The sequence below is a fragment of the Sphingomonas paeninsulae genome (assembly GCF_003660165.1).
Classification (GTDB): Bacteria; Pseudomonadota; Alphaproteobacteria; order Sphingomonadales; family Sphingomonadaceae; genus Sphingomonas_O; species Sphingomonas_O paeninsulae.
The window spans coordinates 975833-990717 of record NZ_CP032829.1 but is presented as its reverse complement, the minus strand read 5'-3'; the positions used below and the strand labels follow the sequence as shown (position 1 = coordinate 990717).

General features: G+C 59.2%; 15 protein-coding genes. 8 read left to right on the top strand and 7 right to left on the bottom strand.

Going from position 1 to position 14885, the window contains the following annotated elements; translation table 11 throughout:
• The first annotated feature begins 69 nt into the window (after positions 1–69).
• Together D3Y57_RS10365 and dapD are read left to right on the top strand one after the other, a co-directional pair.
• A complete protein-coding gene (locus D3Y57_RS10365) occupies positions 70–741 on the top strand; it encodes a pyrimidine 5'-nucleotidase (RefSeq protein WP_121152916.1) in 672 nt (223 codons plus the stop codon).
• Positions 738–1571 carry a 2,3,4,5-tetrahydropyridine-2,6-dicarboxylate N-succinyltransferase gene (gene dapD / locus D3Y57_RS10360; protein ID WP_121152915.1) on the top strand — a complete coding sequence of 278 codons (834 nt, stop codon included), beginning with the start codon at positions 738–740 and terminating at the stop codon, positions 1569–1571. Before D3Y57_RS10365 ends, dapD begins: the two co-directional genes overlap by 4 nt.
• A gap of 48 nt (positions 1572–1619) precedes the next feature.
• Here the strand turns inward: dapD and mnmA are convergent, their stop codons facing one another.
• On the bottom strand, positions 1620–2741 hold the full coding sequence (mnmA, locus tag D3Y57_RS10355) for a tRNA 2-thiouridine(34) synthase MnmA (RefSeq protein ID WP_121152914.1): 1122 nt from the start codon (positions 2739–2741) through the stop codon (positions 1620–1622).
• Between the two features lie 81 nt (positions 2742–2822).
• On the opposite strand from mnmA, the gene D3Y57_RS10350 reads away from it, so the two are divergent.
• The 3 genes from D3Y57_RS10350 to D3Y57_RS10340 all read left to right on the top strand — a co-directional run bounded on the left by D3Y57_RS10350 (position 2823) and on the right by D3Y57_RS10340 (position 3908).
• Positions 2823–3092, top strand: coding sequence for a hypothetical protein (locus D3Y57_RS10350; RefSeq protein WP_121152913.1), 270 nt, complete (start codon positions 2823–2825; stop codon positions 3090–3092).
• A 104-nt stretch (positions 3093–3196) separates the two neighbouring features.
• Positions 3197–3496, top strand: coding sequence for a CtrA inhibitor SciP (sciP, locus tag D3Y57_RS10345; protein ID WP_121152912.1), 300 nt, complete (start codon positions 3197–3199; stop codon positions 3494–3496).
• A gap of 154 nt (positions 3497–3650) precedes the next feature.
• The gene (locus tag D3Y57_RS10340; protein ID WP_121155749.1) at positions 3651–3908 is read left to right on the top strand and encodes a GlsB/YeaQ/YmgE family stress response membrane protein; all 258 of its coding nucleotides are present in this window, start codon (positions 3651–3653) and stop codon (positions 3906–3908) included.
• 64 nt (positions 3909–3972) lie between these two features.
• On the opposite strand, the gene D3Y57_RS10335 is transcribed toward D3Y57_RS10340, so the two are convergent.
• Both D3Y57_RS10335 and D3Y57_RS10330 read right to left on the bottom strand, forming a co-directional pair.
• A complete protein-coding gene (locus tag D3Y57_RS10335; RefSeq protein ID WP_121152911.1) occupies positions 3973–4692 on the bottom strand; it encodes an SIMPL domain-containing protein in 720 nt (239 codons plus the stop codon).
• A 98-nt stretch (positions 4693–4790) separates the two neighbouring features.
• Positions 4791–5051 carry a GlsB/YeaQ/YmgE family stress response membrane protein gene (locus D3Y57_RS10330; protein ID WP_121152910.1) on the bottom strand — a complete coding sequence of 87 codons (261 nt, stop codon included), beginning with the start codon at positions 5049–5051 and terminating at the stop codon, positions 4791–4793.
• A 206-nt stretch (positions 5052–5257) separates the two neighbouring features.
• Here D3Y57_RS10330 and D3Y57_RS10325 point away from each other — a divergent pair, with 206 nt between their 5' ends.
• Genes D3Y57_RS10325 through D3Y57_RS10315 form a run of 3 tightly spaced genes read left to right on the top strand, consistent with a single transcriptional unit; the run spans position 5258 to position 10889 of the window.
• Positions 5258–6442 (top strand): efflux RND transporter periplasmic adaptor subunit, encoded by a 1185-nt coding sequence (locus D3Y57_RS10325; protein ID WP_121152909.1) that lies wholly within the window; start codon positions 5258–5260, stop codon positions 6440–6442.
• A 32-nt stretch (positions 6443–6474) separates the two neighbouring features.
• Positions 6475–9576, top strand: coding sequence for an efflux RND transporter permease subunit (locus D3Y57_RS10320; protein ID WP_121152908.1), 3102 nt, complete (start codon positions 6475–6477; stop codon positions 9574–9576).
• 50 nt (positions 9577–9626) lie between these two features.
• A complete protein-coding gene (locus D3Y57_RS10315) occupies positions 9627–10889 on the top strand; it encodes a DUF445 domain-containing protein (RefSeq protein ID WP_239026064.1) in 1263 nt (420 codons plus the stop codon).
• Positions 10890–10898: 9 nt separating this feature from the next.
• On the opposite strand, the gene D3Y57_RS10310 is transcribed toward D3Y57_RS10315, so the two are convergent.
• The 4 genes from D3Y57_RS10310 to D3Y57_RS10295 form a co-directional block, all read right to left on the bottom strand.
• Positions 10899–11483, bottom strand: a complete 585-nt coding sequence (locus tag D3Y57_RS10310) for a GNAT family N-acetyltransferase (protein WP_239026024.1) — start codon at positions 11481–11483, stop codon at positions 10899–10901.
• 84 nt (positions 11484–11567) lie between these two features.
• The gene (gene galE / locus D3Y57_RS10305) at positions 11568–12569 is read right to left on the bottom strand and encodes a UDP-glucose 4-epimerase GalE (RefSeq protein ID WP_121152906.1); all 1002 of its coding nucleotides are present in this window, start codon (positions 12567–12569) and stop codon (positions 11568–11570) included.
• Positions 12566–14095: an ABC transporter permease/substrate-binding protein gene (locus D3Y57_RS10300; protein WP_121152905.1), complete on the bottom strand. Its 1530-nt coding sequence runs from the start codon at positions 14093–14095 to the stop codon at positions 12566–12568. Before D3Y57_RS10300 ends, galE begins: the two co-directional genes overlap by 4 nt.
• A complete protein-coding gene (locus D3Y57_RS10295) occupies positions 14092–14865 on the bottom strand; it encodes an ATP-binding cassette domain-containing protein (protein ID WP_121152904.1) in 774 nt (257 codons plus the stop codon). The genes D3Y57_RS10300 and D3Y57_RS10295 overlap by 4 nt, the downstream gene beginning before the upstream one ends.
• Positions 14866–14885 lie beyond the last annotated feature (20 nt).

Genomic DNA, 14885 nt, shown 5'->3' with positions numbered 1-14885 from the left:
CCGGCAGGCTAGCCGGTCGAATGTTCGAGCCAAGCTTTACATGAGAGGACCGCCCGCTATGGCCTCCCCATGCACCCCGGACTGCACCACATCGATAGCTGGATATTCGATCTGGACAATACGCTGTATCCGGCGCGAACCGATCTGTTTGCGCTGATCGATGTGCGAATGACCCAGTTTATATCGAATTTGCTCGGCGTCGATGCTGTGGAAGCGCGACGGATGCAGAAAGAGTATTTCTACGAACACGGCACGACGCTGTCCGGGCTGATGGCGGCACACGGCACCGACCCGCATGAATTTTTGGCATATGTTCACGATATCGAGCTGGACCGGGTAGACCACGACGCGGATCTGGTAGAGGCAATCGCACGTTTGCCGGGACGCAAGCTGGTCTTCACCAACGGGGACACCCCCTATGCGCAGCGGGTGCTTGACCGGCTGGGACTGGGTGGGAGCTTTGAGGCGATCCACGATATCCACGCGATGGGATTGGTACCGAAACCCGATCCATCGGCTTATACTGGCATGTGCGATCGCTGGGGCGTGAACCCGAAGACGGCTCTGTTTGCCGAGGACATGGTTCGGAATTTGAAGCCGGCCAAGGCAATCGGAATGACGACATTGTGGATCAATAATGGGTCCGAGCAGGCGAACGCGGCGAGTTGTCCGTCGTTTGTGGATTTTGAAACCGACGATCTGAGCCGCTGGCTCGGAAAATTTACTGGGGAGTTAGCATGACATTGGAAGCCACCATCGAAGCTGCATGGGATGCGCGCGATACCGTTAGTGCCGCGACGACGGGCGCGGTGCGGGACGCCGTGGAGTCTGCACTGGGCTTGCTCGATTCGGGTAAAGCGCGTGTTGCGGAGCCGGTTGGTGATGGCTGGCAGGTCAACCAGTGGCTGAAGAAGGCTGTGCTGCTGAGTTTCCGGTTGAACGACATGGCGATGATCCCCGGAGGACCCGGCGGGTCGAGCTGGTGGGACAAGGTTCCTTCGAAATTCGATGGCTGGGATGAAAGCAGTTTTCGGGAGGCCGGTTTTCGCGCAGTGCCGGGGAGCATCGTCCGTCGCGGCGCGCATATTGCCAAGAACGTCGTGCTGATGCCGAGTTTCGTGAACCTTGGCGCTTATGTCGGCGAAGGCACGATGGTGGATACTTGGGTCACAGTCGGCAGTTGTGCGCAGATCGGCAAGAATGTGCATCTGTCGGGCGGCGTCGGGATCGGCGGCGTGCTGGAGCCATTGCAGGCAAACCCGACGATCATCGAGGATGATTGCTTCATCGGTGCGCGTTCGGAAGTGGTCGAGGGCGTGGTGATCGAGCGCGGTTCCGTGCTTTCTATGGGTGTATTTATTTCATCGACGTCGAAGATCGTCGACCGAGCTACCGGCGAGATTTTCGTCGGCAGGGTGCCTGCTTATTCGGTCGTGGTTCCAGGGTTCTTGCCGGGTAAGCCGCTGGCCGATGGATCGCCGGGGCCGGGTCTTTCGTGCGCAGTTATCGTGAAGCAGGTCAATGCCCAGACGCGCGCGAAGACGTCGATCAACGAACTGCTGCGGGACTGACCCTCCCAATATCGTCATCCTGAACTGGTTTCAGGGTGACGAAAGGGGTTATGCAGCCTCCGCCAACGCGGCGGCCAGGGTTTCTTCGATCCAGCCGCCGCCGATTACGCGTTCGCCGCTGTAAAGGACCGCTGCCTGTCCGGGGGCGACGCCATATTCGTTTTTGTCGAAGCGAAGCCATTCGCCGTCCATCGTGACAGGGACCGGCTTTGCCATCGAACGCACTTTGGCGGTCAACGGGCCTGATGCGGGTGCACCGATCAGGTTGATTTCGGAAAGCCGCGCGCCGCTGACCGCAAGGGCCTGACGTGGTCCCACGACAACGCGACGCGTTTCGGGTTCGACGCGCACGACATATAGTGGTTCTGCCTGTCCGCCGATTTCCAGTCCCCGGCGTTGGCCGATGGTAAAACCCACTATGCCGTCATGCTTGCCGAGTACGGCACCTGCGCGATCGACAATGTCGCCACCGATCGCCGCTTCGGGGCGGAGTTTCTTGACGAGTGAGGCATAATCGCCGTCGGGCACGAAACAGATGTCCTGACTATCGGGCTTGGCCGCTACGCTGAGTGTCAGGTCGGCAGCAAGCGCGCGCACGGCGGATTTTTCCATGCCGCCAAGCGGGAAGCGGAGGTAGTCGAGTTGGTCGGTGGTCGTTGCAAACAGGAAATAGCTCTGGTCGCGGGCCGGGTCGACGGCGCGGTGGAGTTCGGGGCCGTCGGCACCCATAACGCGGCGGACATAGTGGCCGGTCGCGAGGCAATCCGCGCCGAGTTCCTTCGCCAGTCGGAACAGGTCGGTAAACTTCACCCCCATGTTGCAGCGTACGCAGGGGATGGGGGTGCGGCCCGCCATATATTCGTCGGCAAACCCGTCGATCACCGAATCGCGGAAACGTGTTTCATGATCGAACACGTAATGCGCGATGCCGAGGCGGTCGGCGACGGCGCGTGCGTCGCGGATGTCTTGCCCGGCGCAGCAGCTTCCCGCGCGTTTGGTGGCCGCACCATGATCGTAAAGCTGGAGCGTAATACCGATCACTTCGGCGCCACTTTTGGCGGCGAGTGCAGCCACGACTGATGAATCCACGCCGCCCGACATCGCGACAACGATGCGTTTGCCCGCACCGTCAGACCCTTTCGGGCCACCAAGTTGAAACAGATCCTGCATAAGAAAAATGTTCATAGACGATGAAGGTAGTTTTCGCACGCGGTTTACCGGGTCTTCACCCATCGCTGTCATAAACCGGTAATGGACTTAAGTTTTACCAGACGCCGCAAAGGCGCAAAGGTCGCCGGAACGCCCGATCTGCAAAGCCTGTTATCGGCAGCAGCAGCGCGTCAGTCGGCTTCCCCGACCGCGCGCGCAGCGGCATCGGCCGATCATGAAGCACGGGTTGTTCCCCAGGACGATCCGCGAATCAGTCTCTTTGCCGCAGACCGCCCGCAGTTGGGTCCATCGTCTTCGGCCAGCTTTTCCGAAATCTCCGACAAACCCGTTAACCCGCGTGAACGATCATGACCTTCACGTTTACCTTGGCGTTTCAGCGTTCGTTCAATGCCCGGGCGGTAGAAGCCTGTTTAGCGAATGACCGTGATCGCCACTCCAGTGGCATGAGGAATTAAATGATCGAGAACCAGAAAATTCGCCCTGCTCAAGTTATCGGTCCGCTCGGCGAACCTTTGACCATGCAGACGCTTCCGCCTGCGGGCACCACCCGGTGGGTTGTCCGGCGCAAGGCAGAAGTCGTGGCTGCGGTCGCTGGCGGTCTGCTGTCAGTTGACGATGTTTGCGATCGCTATGGCCTGACGCTCGAGGAGTTTGCGGGATGGCAGCGTGCAGTGGATCGTTCGGGGATGCCCGGCCTGCGCGTTACACGTATCCAGCATTATAAATCGCTTTACGAGCGTCAGCAGAAGTTCTGACCAGCTTATATTAACCGTTCGTCCTCCCGCTCGGTTCGCTCTATCGTTGCGCATATGCAACGCAAAAGGGAACCGCAGCGGCTTTTGCGCGTATTATCAGTCTGTAACGAAGCGCGCGAATACTTCGCGTGTTGGAGCAGGAGGGAATACTATGATCGGTTTGCTAATGTGGCTGATCGTCGGCGGCATAATCGGCTGGCTCGCCAGCATCGTCATGCGGACTGACGGCCAACAGGGCCTGTTTCTCAACATCGTCGTCGGCATCGTCGGCGCGTTCATCGGCGGACTGATCTTCGGTCATGGCGAAATGAACGACAACGTGTTCAGCGCGCCAGCACTGATCGCAGCCTTTCTTGGCGCTGTCATCCTGCTCGCAATCATCAATCTAATTCGTCGCGGTCGGGTTCGCTAAACATTCGACTGTTAACGAAAAAGGGGCGTCGGTCATGTGACCGGCGCCCCTTTTTTTGTGAAAGTCAGTTCAATTCGAAGGTAACTGACAAAGTAACGCCAATTTGCTGTTCACCTGGTGCGATATGGGTTTTTGGAGCCGCAGAATCGCGGGCCATCATCATCACCGGGTAAGGTCGTGGACCCTGCTCGTCGGCAGATTCGCCGATCGAAACGATGCGCTTTACCGTGAGGCCGGCCGCCTTTGCGTAAAGTTCGGCACGACTGTGTGCGAGGGCCATAGCTTGCACGCGCGCCTCGTCGATTGCCGGGGCAGGCTTGTCGATCATCAGGTTGGGACCGTTGATCTGGTTTGCGCCCGCAGCGACCAAGGCATCGAGGATCGTGCCTGATTTGGCGACGTCCCGAAACCGGATCGAGACGCTGTTGTTCGCCTGATAACCGGTGACAACAGGTGGCTGATTGTCTGCATAACGATATTGCGCGGACAGGCCGATGCTCGACGTCGATACGTCGCGGTCGGCAACTCCTGCGCGCTTCAATGCCGCAAGGACGCGGGTCATCTGTGCGCCGTTATCGCTCAGCGCGGTCTGGGCGTCCTTTGCCTGTGTCACTACGCCAGCCGAAATCACCGCGATGTCGGGTACGCGAGTGACTTCCCCGCGAGCGACGATGTCCAGTCTCGTCCCTGAAATGGCCTGTGCTACGTCGGCCATTGCAGCCTCTGGGGCCGCGACCGAAGCCAGCGTCCCCATCGTGGCCGCAGCGGCGATAAGATATTTCATGATTTCACTCCCAAAACGCGACGCATCAATGCAGCGCGCGAAAGGCTCTCAAGCATGTCGCGGCTGCACCGATTATGAACTGATCCGGCAGCGTGCGTTCAGCCAGTGCGGCTGCGCGTCACCAAACGATAAAGGAACAGCAGGATAATCGCGCCGACGGTTGCGCCGACCCAGCCACCAGCCTGACCCGGCCGATAAAATCCGATCGCCTGACCCAGAAATCCTGCAAGCAGAGAACCCGCGATACCGATGAGAATAGTGACGATAAATCCGCCCGGATCCTTACCAGGCATCAGCAATTTGCCGAGTACGCCCGCAACGATACCGATAACGATCCAACCAAAGAAACCGCGGTCCATATATTTCCTCCCTTATTGCTGATCGAAAGCTGCGCCGGTGAAAGGTCGAAAGCAAGCACGGATTAAGGTCGGCTTCACTTGCCCGTCGCCCTCTAACCGATCATTAGACTGCAAATGATGCGCCCTATTGAGTGCAGTGACTTATTAAGGTAACACACTGGGCGGTGCAATTTGCGCTGTAGCGTGTCGACGAGGTTGATTTGGCGATGAATTTCGAATCCGGTTTTACCCATGACACGGATGCACGGTCTTATGTCGCCGAAGATGGTGTTGTCGCGCGCTCGCGTCGCCGGCGTAACCTGATAATCGGCGGCGTCATCGCCTTGGTCGTCTTGTTGGCAGCGTTCTTCATGTTTCGTAGCGGAAAGCCTGTGGATGCGGATGCCAGCGCCAAGCAGGTTCCGACAGTTACCGTCGTCGTGCCGGGTCGCAGCACCGTTGATGCCGTGGTCACCGCCACCGGCAATCTGGCCGCACGCCGTGAGATGCCGGTAGGTGTTGCCGGTGAAGGTGGCATGGTGACGCAGGTTCTGGTCGAGCCGGGCCAGTGGGTGAATGCGGGACAGGTACTGGCAACCGTCGATCGTCGGGTTCAGACACAACTTGGCAATTCGCTTGCTGCTTCGATTACCGTGGCGCAGGCGGATGCCCGCATTGCCCAGTCCAATCTGGACCGCGCCATGCAACTGGTTTCGCGCGGATTTATCTCGAAAGCCGATGTCGACAGCAAAACGGCGATCCGTGACGCGGCGCGCGCGCGGGTCGATGTTGCACGGGCGCAACTCGGTCAGGCTCAGGCAACGACCGCTCGTCTGGACATTCGATCACCAGCGGCGGGTCTTGTCCTGACGCGGTCGGTTGAGCCGGGGCAAGTCGTCGGTGCCGCTTCGGGCGTGTTGTTCCGCGTGGCGAAGGGCGGCGAGCTGGAATTACTGGCGCGGCTGGGCGAAAGCGATCTTGCGCGGATGCGAGTGGGGCAACAGGCTTCGGTTACGCCGGTAGGGTCAACGCAGAGTTTTTCAGGGCAAATCTGGCAGGTGTCACCGATTATCGATCCGCAGACGCGACAAGGTATCGCACGCGTCGCACTACCGTATAATACGGCACTGCGTCCGGGCGGATTTGCCGCCGCTCGAATCATCGGCGGCGCGGCGGATGTGCCGCAGCTTCCAGAATCGGCGGTACAGAGCGATACAAAGGGCAATTACGTTTATGTGATTGGTGCCGACAAAAAGGTGGCGCGTCGGGACGTGAAAGTCGGCGACGTCAGCGACACCGGCGTTACCATATTGGGTGGACTGAATGGTCAGGAACAAGTTGTCCTTTCCGCAGGAGGTTTCCTTAACCCGGGAGAGACTGTAATCCCGACCCGGGCGACCGTTCCGAAATAGCCCGCGTACCCGGTTGAAGGCTTTTTGCGGCAATGAATTTTCGTAATATTTCGGCATGGTCGATCCGCAATCCTGTTGCGCCGATCGTGCTGTTCATTGCCTTGTCTCTGGCTGGCATTTTCAGTTTCATGCAGATGCGGGTGAACAACAATCCCGACATCGATTTTCCTGCGGCTATCGTCCTGGTTTCGCAGCCCGGCGCTGCTCCGACAGAGCTGGAAACGCAGGTAACGCAAAAGGTTGAAGCGGCGATCCGGGGGATCAGCGGCGTCGATGAAATCAATTCGACGGTGCGCGAGGGAACATCACAGACGTTTGTCCAGTTCACAATTGGCACACCGATAGATCGCGCCGTGAACGATGTACGTGATGCCATTTCCAACATTCGGTCCGATTTACCCGACGGCATATTGGAACCACAGGTGAGCCGCGTCGATATTTCGGGCGATCCCATCGCATTCATATCCGCACAGGCGACTGATATGACGATCGAGGATTTGAGCTGGTATGTCGACAATACCGTGGCCAAGCGGATTCTTGGCATATCCGGCCTGGCGGCCGTCAATCGAAGCGGCGGCGTCGATCGTGAAATTCAGGTCGTGCTCGACCCCGCAAAGTTACAGGCTCATGGCGTGACTGCGTCTCAGGTCAACGCGCAGTTGCGAGCGGTCAATACCAATGCCGCCGGTGGCCGTGCTGAGATCGCCGGGTCCGAGCAGGCAGTTCGTGTAATCGGTAACGCAAAGAACGCCTTTGCCCTTTCGCAAACCCAGATTGCAGTCGGTGCAGGCCGGACGATCAAGCTCGCCGAAATTGCGACGGTCCGCGACAGTTACGCAGAACAACGCAAGATCGCCAAAATGAACGGTCGACAAGTGCTGAGCTTCTCGATCGAGAAAGCAAAGGGTGCCTCCGACGTTTCTGTTTACGATGCGGTCCAAAAGGAATTGGTGAAGCTCGAAAAAGAAAATCCGAAGGTTCATTTCGTCGAACTTTACACTGACGTCGGCTATACCAAGGAGCAATATATATCGGCTCTCGAGGCTATGGTTGAGGGCGCGGTGCTGGCCGTGCTGGTCGTTTATCTGTTCCTGCGCGATAAGCGGGCCACGATCATTTCTGCACTCGCGATCCCGCTGTCTGCCATACCGACGTTCTGGTTCATGGACCTTTTGGGATTTTCGCTGAACGGTCTAAGCTTGTTGGCGCTCAGCCTTGTGGCCGGTGTGCTGGTCGATGACGCGATCGTCGAGATCGAAAATATCGTCCGGCATATGCGCATGGGTAAAACCGCTTATCAGGCTTCGATCGACGCCGCCGATGAGATCGGGCTGGCGGTGCTGGCAACGACGATGGCGATCGTGGCGGTGTTCCTGCCCGTTGGCCTGATGCCCGGAATTTCGGGTCAGTTTTTCAAAAACTTCGGTCTGACGGTCGTCGCATCGGTGCTGATGAGCCTGGCTGTTGCGCGCCTGATTACGCCAATGGTCGCCGCCTATTTCCTGAAAAGCCATGGCGCCGCTTCGCATGGCGAGGGGCGGCTGATGGACTGGTATATGAAGACGCTGCGCTGGACGCTGATCCATCGCTGGAAAACGATAACCGTTGGCGTCGTGGCGTTTTTCGCGACGATCCTGACGTTCTGGGGCATGCCCATGACGTTTCAGCCGACTATCAACACCGATTACAGCCAAATCCGGATCGAGTTGACTCCCGGATCGACACTTGCTCAGACGACTGCGGTTACCGATGCCGTCACCAAGGAGATTTCCACCGCGCCCGAAGTGCAATCGGCGTTTGCGAATATCAACGTCGGCACTGCGAACATCTATCTGACTTTGAAAAAGAAGAGGTCGGTGACCAGCGTCCAGTTCGAGCGGAGTTGGGCGACCAAACTGAACCTCGTCCCCGATGCACGGGTCGCGTTCCAGTCGCAGTCGCAGGGCGGCCCGGGCAATACCGGACGAGACATCACGATCACTATCGGTGGGGATGATCCGGACGCCTTGCTGGCGCAGGGCAACAAGATCGTCGAACAGATGAAAACGTTGCCGGAGTTGCGTGCGCCGCGAACGGCAGCGGATTTGCAACGTCCCGAAATCACGATTCATCCGCGTATGGATCTCGCCGCCGAGCTGGGTGTGACCACACAGGCGCTGAGCCAGACGATCCGTATCGCGACGTTGGGTGATATCGATCAGAATACCGCGAAATTCTCACTGTCCGATCGGCAAATTCCAATACGGACGCTGATCGGTGAAGATGCCCGCCGCAGCCTTGCGACCATTCAAAACCTGCCTGTGCCGACGGCGAGCGGTGGCTCGGTTCCGCTGAATGTCGTTGCCGATGTCGGATTCGGTGCTGGCCCGACGGTTATTCAACGCACCAACCAGATCAGGAGACTGTCGATCGGTGTCGATCTGGCACCGGGACTCGTTTCAGGTGAAGCAATGCCCAAGATTGCTGCGCTGCCCGCGTTGAAAAACCTGCCTCAAGGAATCAAGGAACTCCATCTGGGTCAGGAGAAGTGGCAGGCGGAATTGGTTTTGAACTTTATAATCGCTGTGATTTCGGGCGTCTTCCTCGTTTTTGCAGTGCTTGTGTTGTTGTACAAGCGCGTGATGCCTCCGTTCGTGAATATGGGTTCGTTATTGCTGGCACCCCTTGGCGGCGCACTGGCCCTGCGAATGACCGGCACGCCGATTTCGATGCCGGTGCTTATAGGTTTCCTCATGTTGCTCGGCATCGTGGCGAAAAATTCGATTCTGCTAGTGGATTTTGCACTGGAAGAGATGTCCAAGGGCGTGGACAAGTTCACGGCGATCCTCGACGCAGGCCATAAACGTGCGCAGCCGATCCTGATGACGACGGTGGCCATGGTCGCAGGGATGGTTCCTGTTGCCCTGTCGTTAAGCGGTGACGGCAGCTTTCGTGCGCCGATGGGCATCACCGTAATCGGTGGCCTCATCGTATCGACGTTGCTAACATTGTTGATCGTGCCAGCGACTTTCAGCATGGCGGTCGGGATAGAGGAACATGTCGGTCCCTGGTTGGCACGCAAGCTGACGAATGGCGGCGAGCATGGCGACAAAGGACCGCCGATAGAGCCTCCCGTCGTTCGGCCCGCCGAGTGAATCGCCTGCGTTGGTGAACCTGCAGCGCGGGCGCGCGTTGGATTGAAATGATGGCCACCCGTATCGCCGGTTTGAGATTGATTCCCATGCAGGGCGGCCCCGGTCGTATGCGAATGGTTGCGACCGGTTTGCTGGTGTTGATGGCGGTCGTATATGCGATCGCACGCACGTTCAGCCAGGTTTATCCGGCAGTTGGATTCGTCCGGGCCTTCGCCGAGGCGGCGATGGTTGGTGGGTTGGCCGATTGGTTCGCGGTTACGGCATTGTTTCGGCACCCGCTTGGGCTGCCGATCCCGCACACGGCGATCATCCCGCGGAACAAGGATCGGATCGGCGATACGCTGGCACTGTTCCTGCGCGATAATTTCCTGACCCCCGCCGTTGTCGGTCGGCGGATGCGCAAACTCGATCTGGCGTCCGCAGCAGGCCGGTTTCTGACATCACCGCCGGATAGCACCGGGCGGATGCGCGACGGTGCTTCGCGGCTGGTTGCCCATATGATCGGATCGCTCGATCAGGAACGGCTGGGCGGCATGGTGAAGGGCGCGATTTCGGCGCGGATACGCAGTTTGGATCTGGCACCATTGCTGGGTCAGGCGTTGAGTGCTGCGATTGCCGAACACCGCCATATGCCCTTGCTCGACGGTTTGATCCGCTGGGCGGGGAAGACGTTACTGCACAATGATGCGCTGATTCGCGACATGGTTCACAAGCGCGCGGGGAGCATCATGCGCTGGACCGGACTGGATGAGACGCTGTCCAGTGCTATCGTTACCGGGCTGCAAAAAATGCTCGATGATATGGCGAATGATCCCGAACATCCGTTGCGCGCCAAGGCAGAGGAAGGGTTGCAGAAACTTGCTGCCGATTTGCAATTCGATGAGCGGATGCGGGAGCGGGTTGCCGGTTTTCGCGACGAGATACTGGAGAATCCGGCGATGTTGCGCTGGCTCGATGGGTTGTGGGAGCAGGCGCGGGCGGCGATGTTGCGTGCGGCGAAAAACCCGGACGCGGCACTGGCTGGCAAATTCGGTGAGATGCTGAAGCAATTGGGGACGACGTTACAGGAGGATGCCCGGCTGCGCTCGACGATCAATCGCTTCGCTCGCCGCACTGCGATCGGTGTTACCGCTAGCTACGGCGACCAGATCGTCAGGCTGGTTTCGGACACGGTTCGCGGGTGGGACGCGGACACGATTACTGGTCGTCTGGAAAATGCGGTCGGACGGGACCTGCAGTATATCCGGGTGAATGGTACGGTTGTCGGCGGGCTGGTTGGTGTCGCCATTCACGCAGTGGACGTGTGGTTTTAGGGTTCAGGTTCAACCGACGACGATAGTCTTGATCATCCGATGGGTCCGAAACCCAAGCGATTCATAGAGAGCGATTGCGCCAGTATTGCTGGCATAGGCGTGAAGGAACGGGATTTCGCCATCGTCCACGATTCGCTGGGCGACATGGCGCATGAGGGCGGCCGCATATCCGCGCCCACGAAATTCGGGATATGTGCAGACGCCGCTGACTTCGACATGACCGGGCGGGCGCAATCGTTCGCCCGCCATTGCCGCGAGCTTGCCGTCGATCTTTATTCCCACGAATCGGCCCAATTCGTTGGTTCGCGCGTGAAACGGGCCGGGTTCGGTCAGTTTGGCCAGCGTTTGCATTTCGGGAGCATCAGCCTGCGTCAGGGGTGAGATTTCGAAGTGCGACGACGAAGGGGTGATTTCAGGAGCAACCATCTGAACGCAAAGGGCTTCGCGAATGATCGCAAATTTTGGCGGCAGATCGACGGGGTCGGATTCGACCAACCAGATTTCGCCTTTTGGAGGAAGTAGTGCGGCAAGCGCGTTTAGGTTTTCGGTCGATCCGTCGGCCGCTGCTCCGAAGGGACCGAAATGTTCGGCCATGCGGACTGCGCGATCGTTTCCGATGCAAAAGTCTGCCTGTCGTCCTCTAAGAGCGTGCCAGGCGGGGCGACTGAGTGGGTCCATTTAAGCTTTTTCCGCCAGCTTCCGTTCCCACGCCAAAGCGTCGCGGACGATGCCGTCGAGGTCGGCGCGTTTCGGGGTCCAGTCCAGCGTCGCCAATATGCGGGCATTGTCGGCGATCAGTGTATCGGGGTCGCCCGCGCGACGGGGGCCATAGCGCCGCTCGATCGTCATGTTGGTCACACGATCGACGGCATCCAGCACTTCGTTGACTGAAAATCCGCGCTTGTATCCGGCGTTCATGACGTGGCTGGTCGCTGGGTCGGCAATCAGTTTATCGAGGGCGGCCACATGGGCGTCGGCAAGGTCGCTGACATGGATGTAATCGCGCACGCCGGTGCCGTCGGGCGTGTGATAATCGGTGCCGAACACGCTGACATGGTCGCGTTTGCCGATGGCGGCTTCGACGCCGACCTTGATCAAATGTGTTGCGCCGGCGGTCGATTGCCCCGTCCGGCCTAGCGGATCGGCACCCGCGACGTTGAAGTAACGCAGCGCGCAATAATTGATCGGGTGGGCTGCCGCGACATCGCGCAGCATCACCTCGGTCATTAGTTTCGACATGCCATACGGATTGATCGGAACCGTCGGCATGTCTTCGCGAACGGGCACGATTTCGGGAATGCCATAGGTGGCGGCGGTCGACGAAAAGATGAAATGCTTCACGCCGGCATCGATCGCGCATTCGATCAGGCCACGACTGTTGGCGGTGTTATTACGATAATATTTAAGCGGGTTGTCGACGGATTCGGGTACGATGATCGACCCGGCAAAATGAATGATCGCGCCGATTTTGTGGCTTCGTAAAACGGTGTCGACCAGTGCGGTATCGGCTAGGTCGCCTTCGACCAGCGTTACGTCATCAGGAATCGCCCAGCGGAAGCCCGTGCTGAGGTTGTCGATGACGATGACAGGCCAGCCCGCGTCACGCAGAGCCAGAACGGCATGGCTTCCGATGTATCCGGCGCCACCGGTGACAAGGACTGGGAATCTTTCTGGGGTCATCGCGCGGGCTTAGCCGCGATTGCTGCTTCGAGCCAAGCCGCCGCAGCTTCGGTCGACGCCTTTTCAGGGCCATCCACCATCAGGTTTGCGTGGCGCATGGCATCGACGGGGATCGCGTCGACCAATGGACGGAGCGTTGCCAGCAGGCGGGCATTGCCGCTGGCCTTTGGGCCGATAAGCAACAAGGCGTCATAACCGGGGATGGCATTCCGGGGGTCGGTCAAAACGACCAGCCCGTCCGCCGCGATACGTCCATCGGAGGAGAAGGCGGAGATAACGTCGGCATCATGGCTCTTTAGCGCGGCATACATGAAGGTTGGGGCAAAGGCGCGGGTTCCCTTGAAGTCGAGGGCATAGGCACGGCGGATCGCACCCCATTCGGGGCGGTCGAGAAATTCGAGGTCGGCACCCAGCGTCAGGTCGGGCGCCGCTGCGGTCAGGTCCGATAGGGATTTCAGGCCACGGCGGCGCGCCAGATCACCCGGCAGGGCCAGCGCGTAGGCATTCTCGAACCCGAGGGGGCCGAGGCTGGTGACGCCGTGGTTGCGAAGCACCCATTGACCGACTGCGCGGTCCATGTCGGGTTTCGATGGCACGTCGCTCCGCTTCATCGCGCTGGTCCATAACGTGCCTGCATATTCGACATAGACATCGACGTCGTTGCCGCTGAGTGCGTCGAACACGACCGCCGAACCGAGGTTCTCCTTGTAGCGGACACGATAACCCGCCGCTTCCAGTTGGTGGCCGATCACACGGGCGAGGATATACTGCTCGGAGAAATTTTTTGCTCCGATGGTGATCGTTGGAGCCGGGGCTGCGCGCGATACTGCGATTGCTGTCGGGACGAGGACTGCCACGGCAAGCGGTATGATCCATAACCAGCGCCGCCGGGTCGCCAGTCCACGTTCCGCCACGGCAAGCAAGCCATCGACCGCCAGCGCGAGGCCAGCGGCGGCAATGCAGCCGGTGAGGACAAGAACCCAGTTTTGCGTCTGGAGGCCAGAGAAGATGATATCGCCAAGGCTAGGCTGACCGACTGTAGTGGACAGCGTCGCAGCACCGATTGTCCAGACGGCGGCGGTGCGGATACCGCCCATGATAACCGGCAGTGCGAGCGGTGCTTCGACGATGCGGAGTTTTTGCGCGGATGTCATGCCGATCCCGTCGGCGGCTTCGATAACTTCGGGATCGATGCCATTCAGAGCGATTACCGTATTCCGCAGGATCGGTAGCAGAGCATAGAGCGCGAGCGCGAGGAGAGAGGGAAGAAACCCCAGCGCCGGAACCGAAACAAATGCGGAAATCGCCAGCAGCAACGGATAGAACAGCGCGAGCAGCGCTAGCGACGGGATGGTCTGCACAAGACTTGCAAAGCCCAGCGCAATGCGGCCGAAGCGTGGGTGCCGGGTGGCGTAAACCCCGACGGGCAGGGCGATGATCAACCCTAGCAATAGCGCCGACGCCGCAAGCAGGATGTGTGAGGCAAGCAGCGGAGGCAGGCGCTCTAAGGCGGAGGACCAGTTCATGTCAGCATTTTCGCGATGCGTTCGGCCTGGCCGCGTGGGACTGCGATCAGAGCGTTGACAATCGGGCCGCCGCCGTTGTTCAGAAGGTCAACTGGAGCCGCGTCAGCCACGATTTTCCCGGTGTCCAGCACGACGATACGGTCTGCAATCAGCAGTGCCTCTGCCATGTCGTGTGTCACCATAATGCTGGTCAGGCCAAGCCTGTCATGAAGCGCGCGGTACGCGGTGCTAAGGTTATCGCGCGTGACGGGGTCGAGCGCACCGAATGGCTCATCCATCAGCATCAGGCCGGGCCCAGTGGCAAGGGCGCGGGCGAAACCGACCCGCTGTCGCTGTCCGCCGGACAACGTGTCGGGCATTCTGGAAGCGTAATCTAGCGGCAGATCCACTAGTTTCAGCATATCGTTCACACGTCTCTGCGGGTCGCGGACTCGGGCGATGCGCAAGCCCATTGCGATGTTGGCAGCAACATCGAGATGTGGGAAAAGTCCGGTACCCTGAATGACATAGCCAATCTTTCGACGGACTGAATAGGCTGCGTCGGTGGGATTGACGCCGTCTATTTCGATGGTGCCGGTATTGGGCTTAACCAGCCGATTGATGGTTTTCAACAAAGTCGATTTGCCCGACCCGGAAGATCCTACCAGCGCAACAAAACTGCCTGCCGCGATGTCCAGAGTAATCGCATCGACGGCGGCGCGTCCGGCGTATATCCGCGAGACATCCTTCAGACGCACGCCCGGTCCGCGATTTAGGTTGCCATCGGTCACGCCCTGCGTTGTGAAGGTAG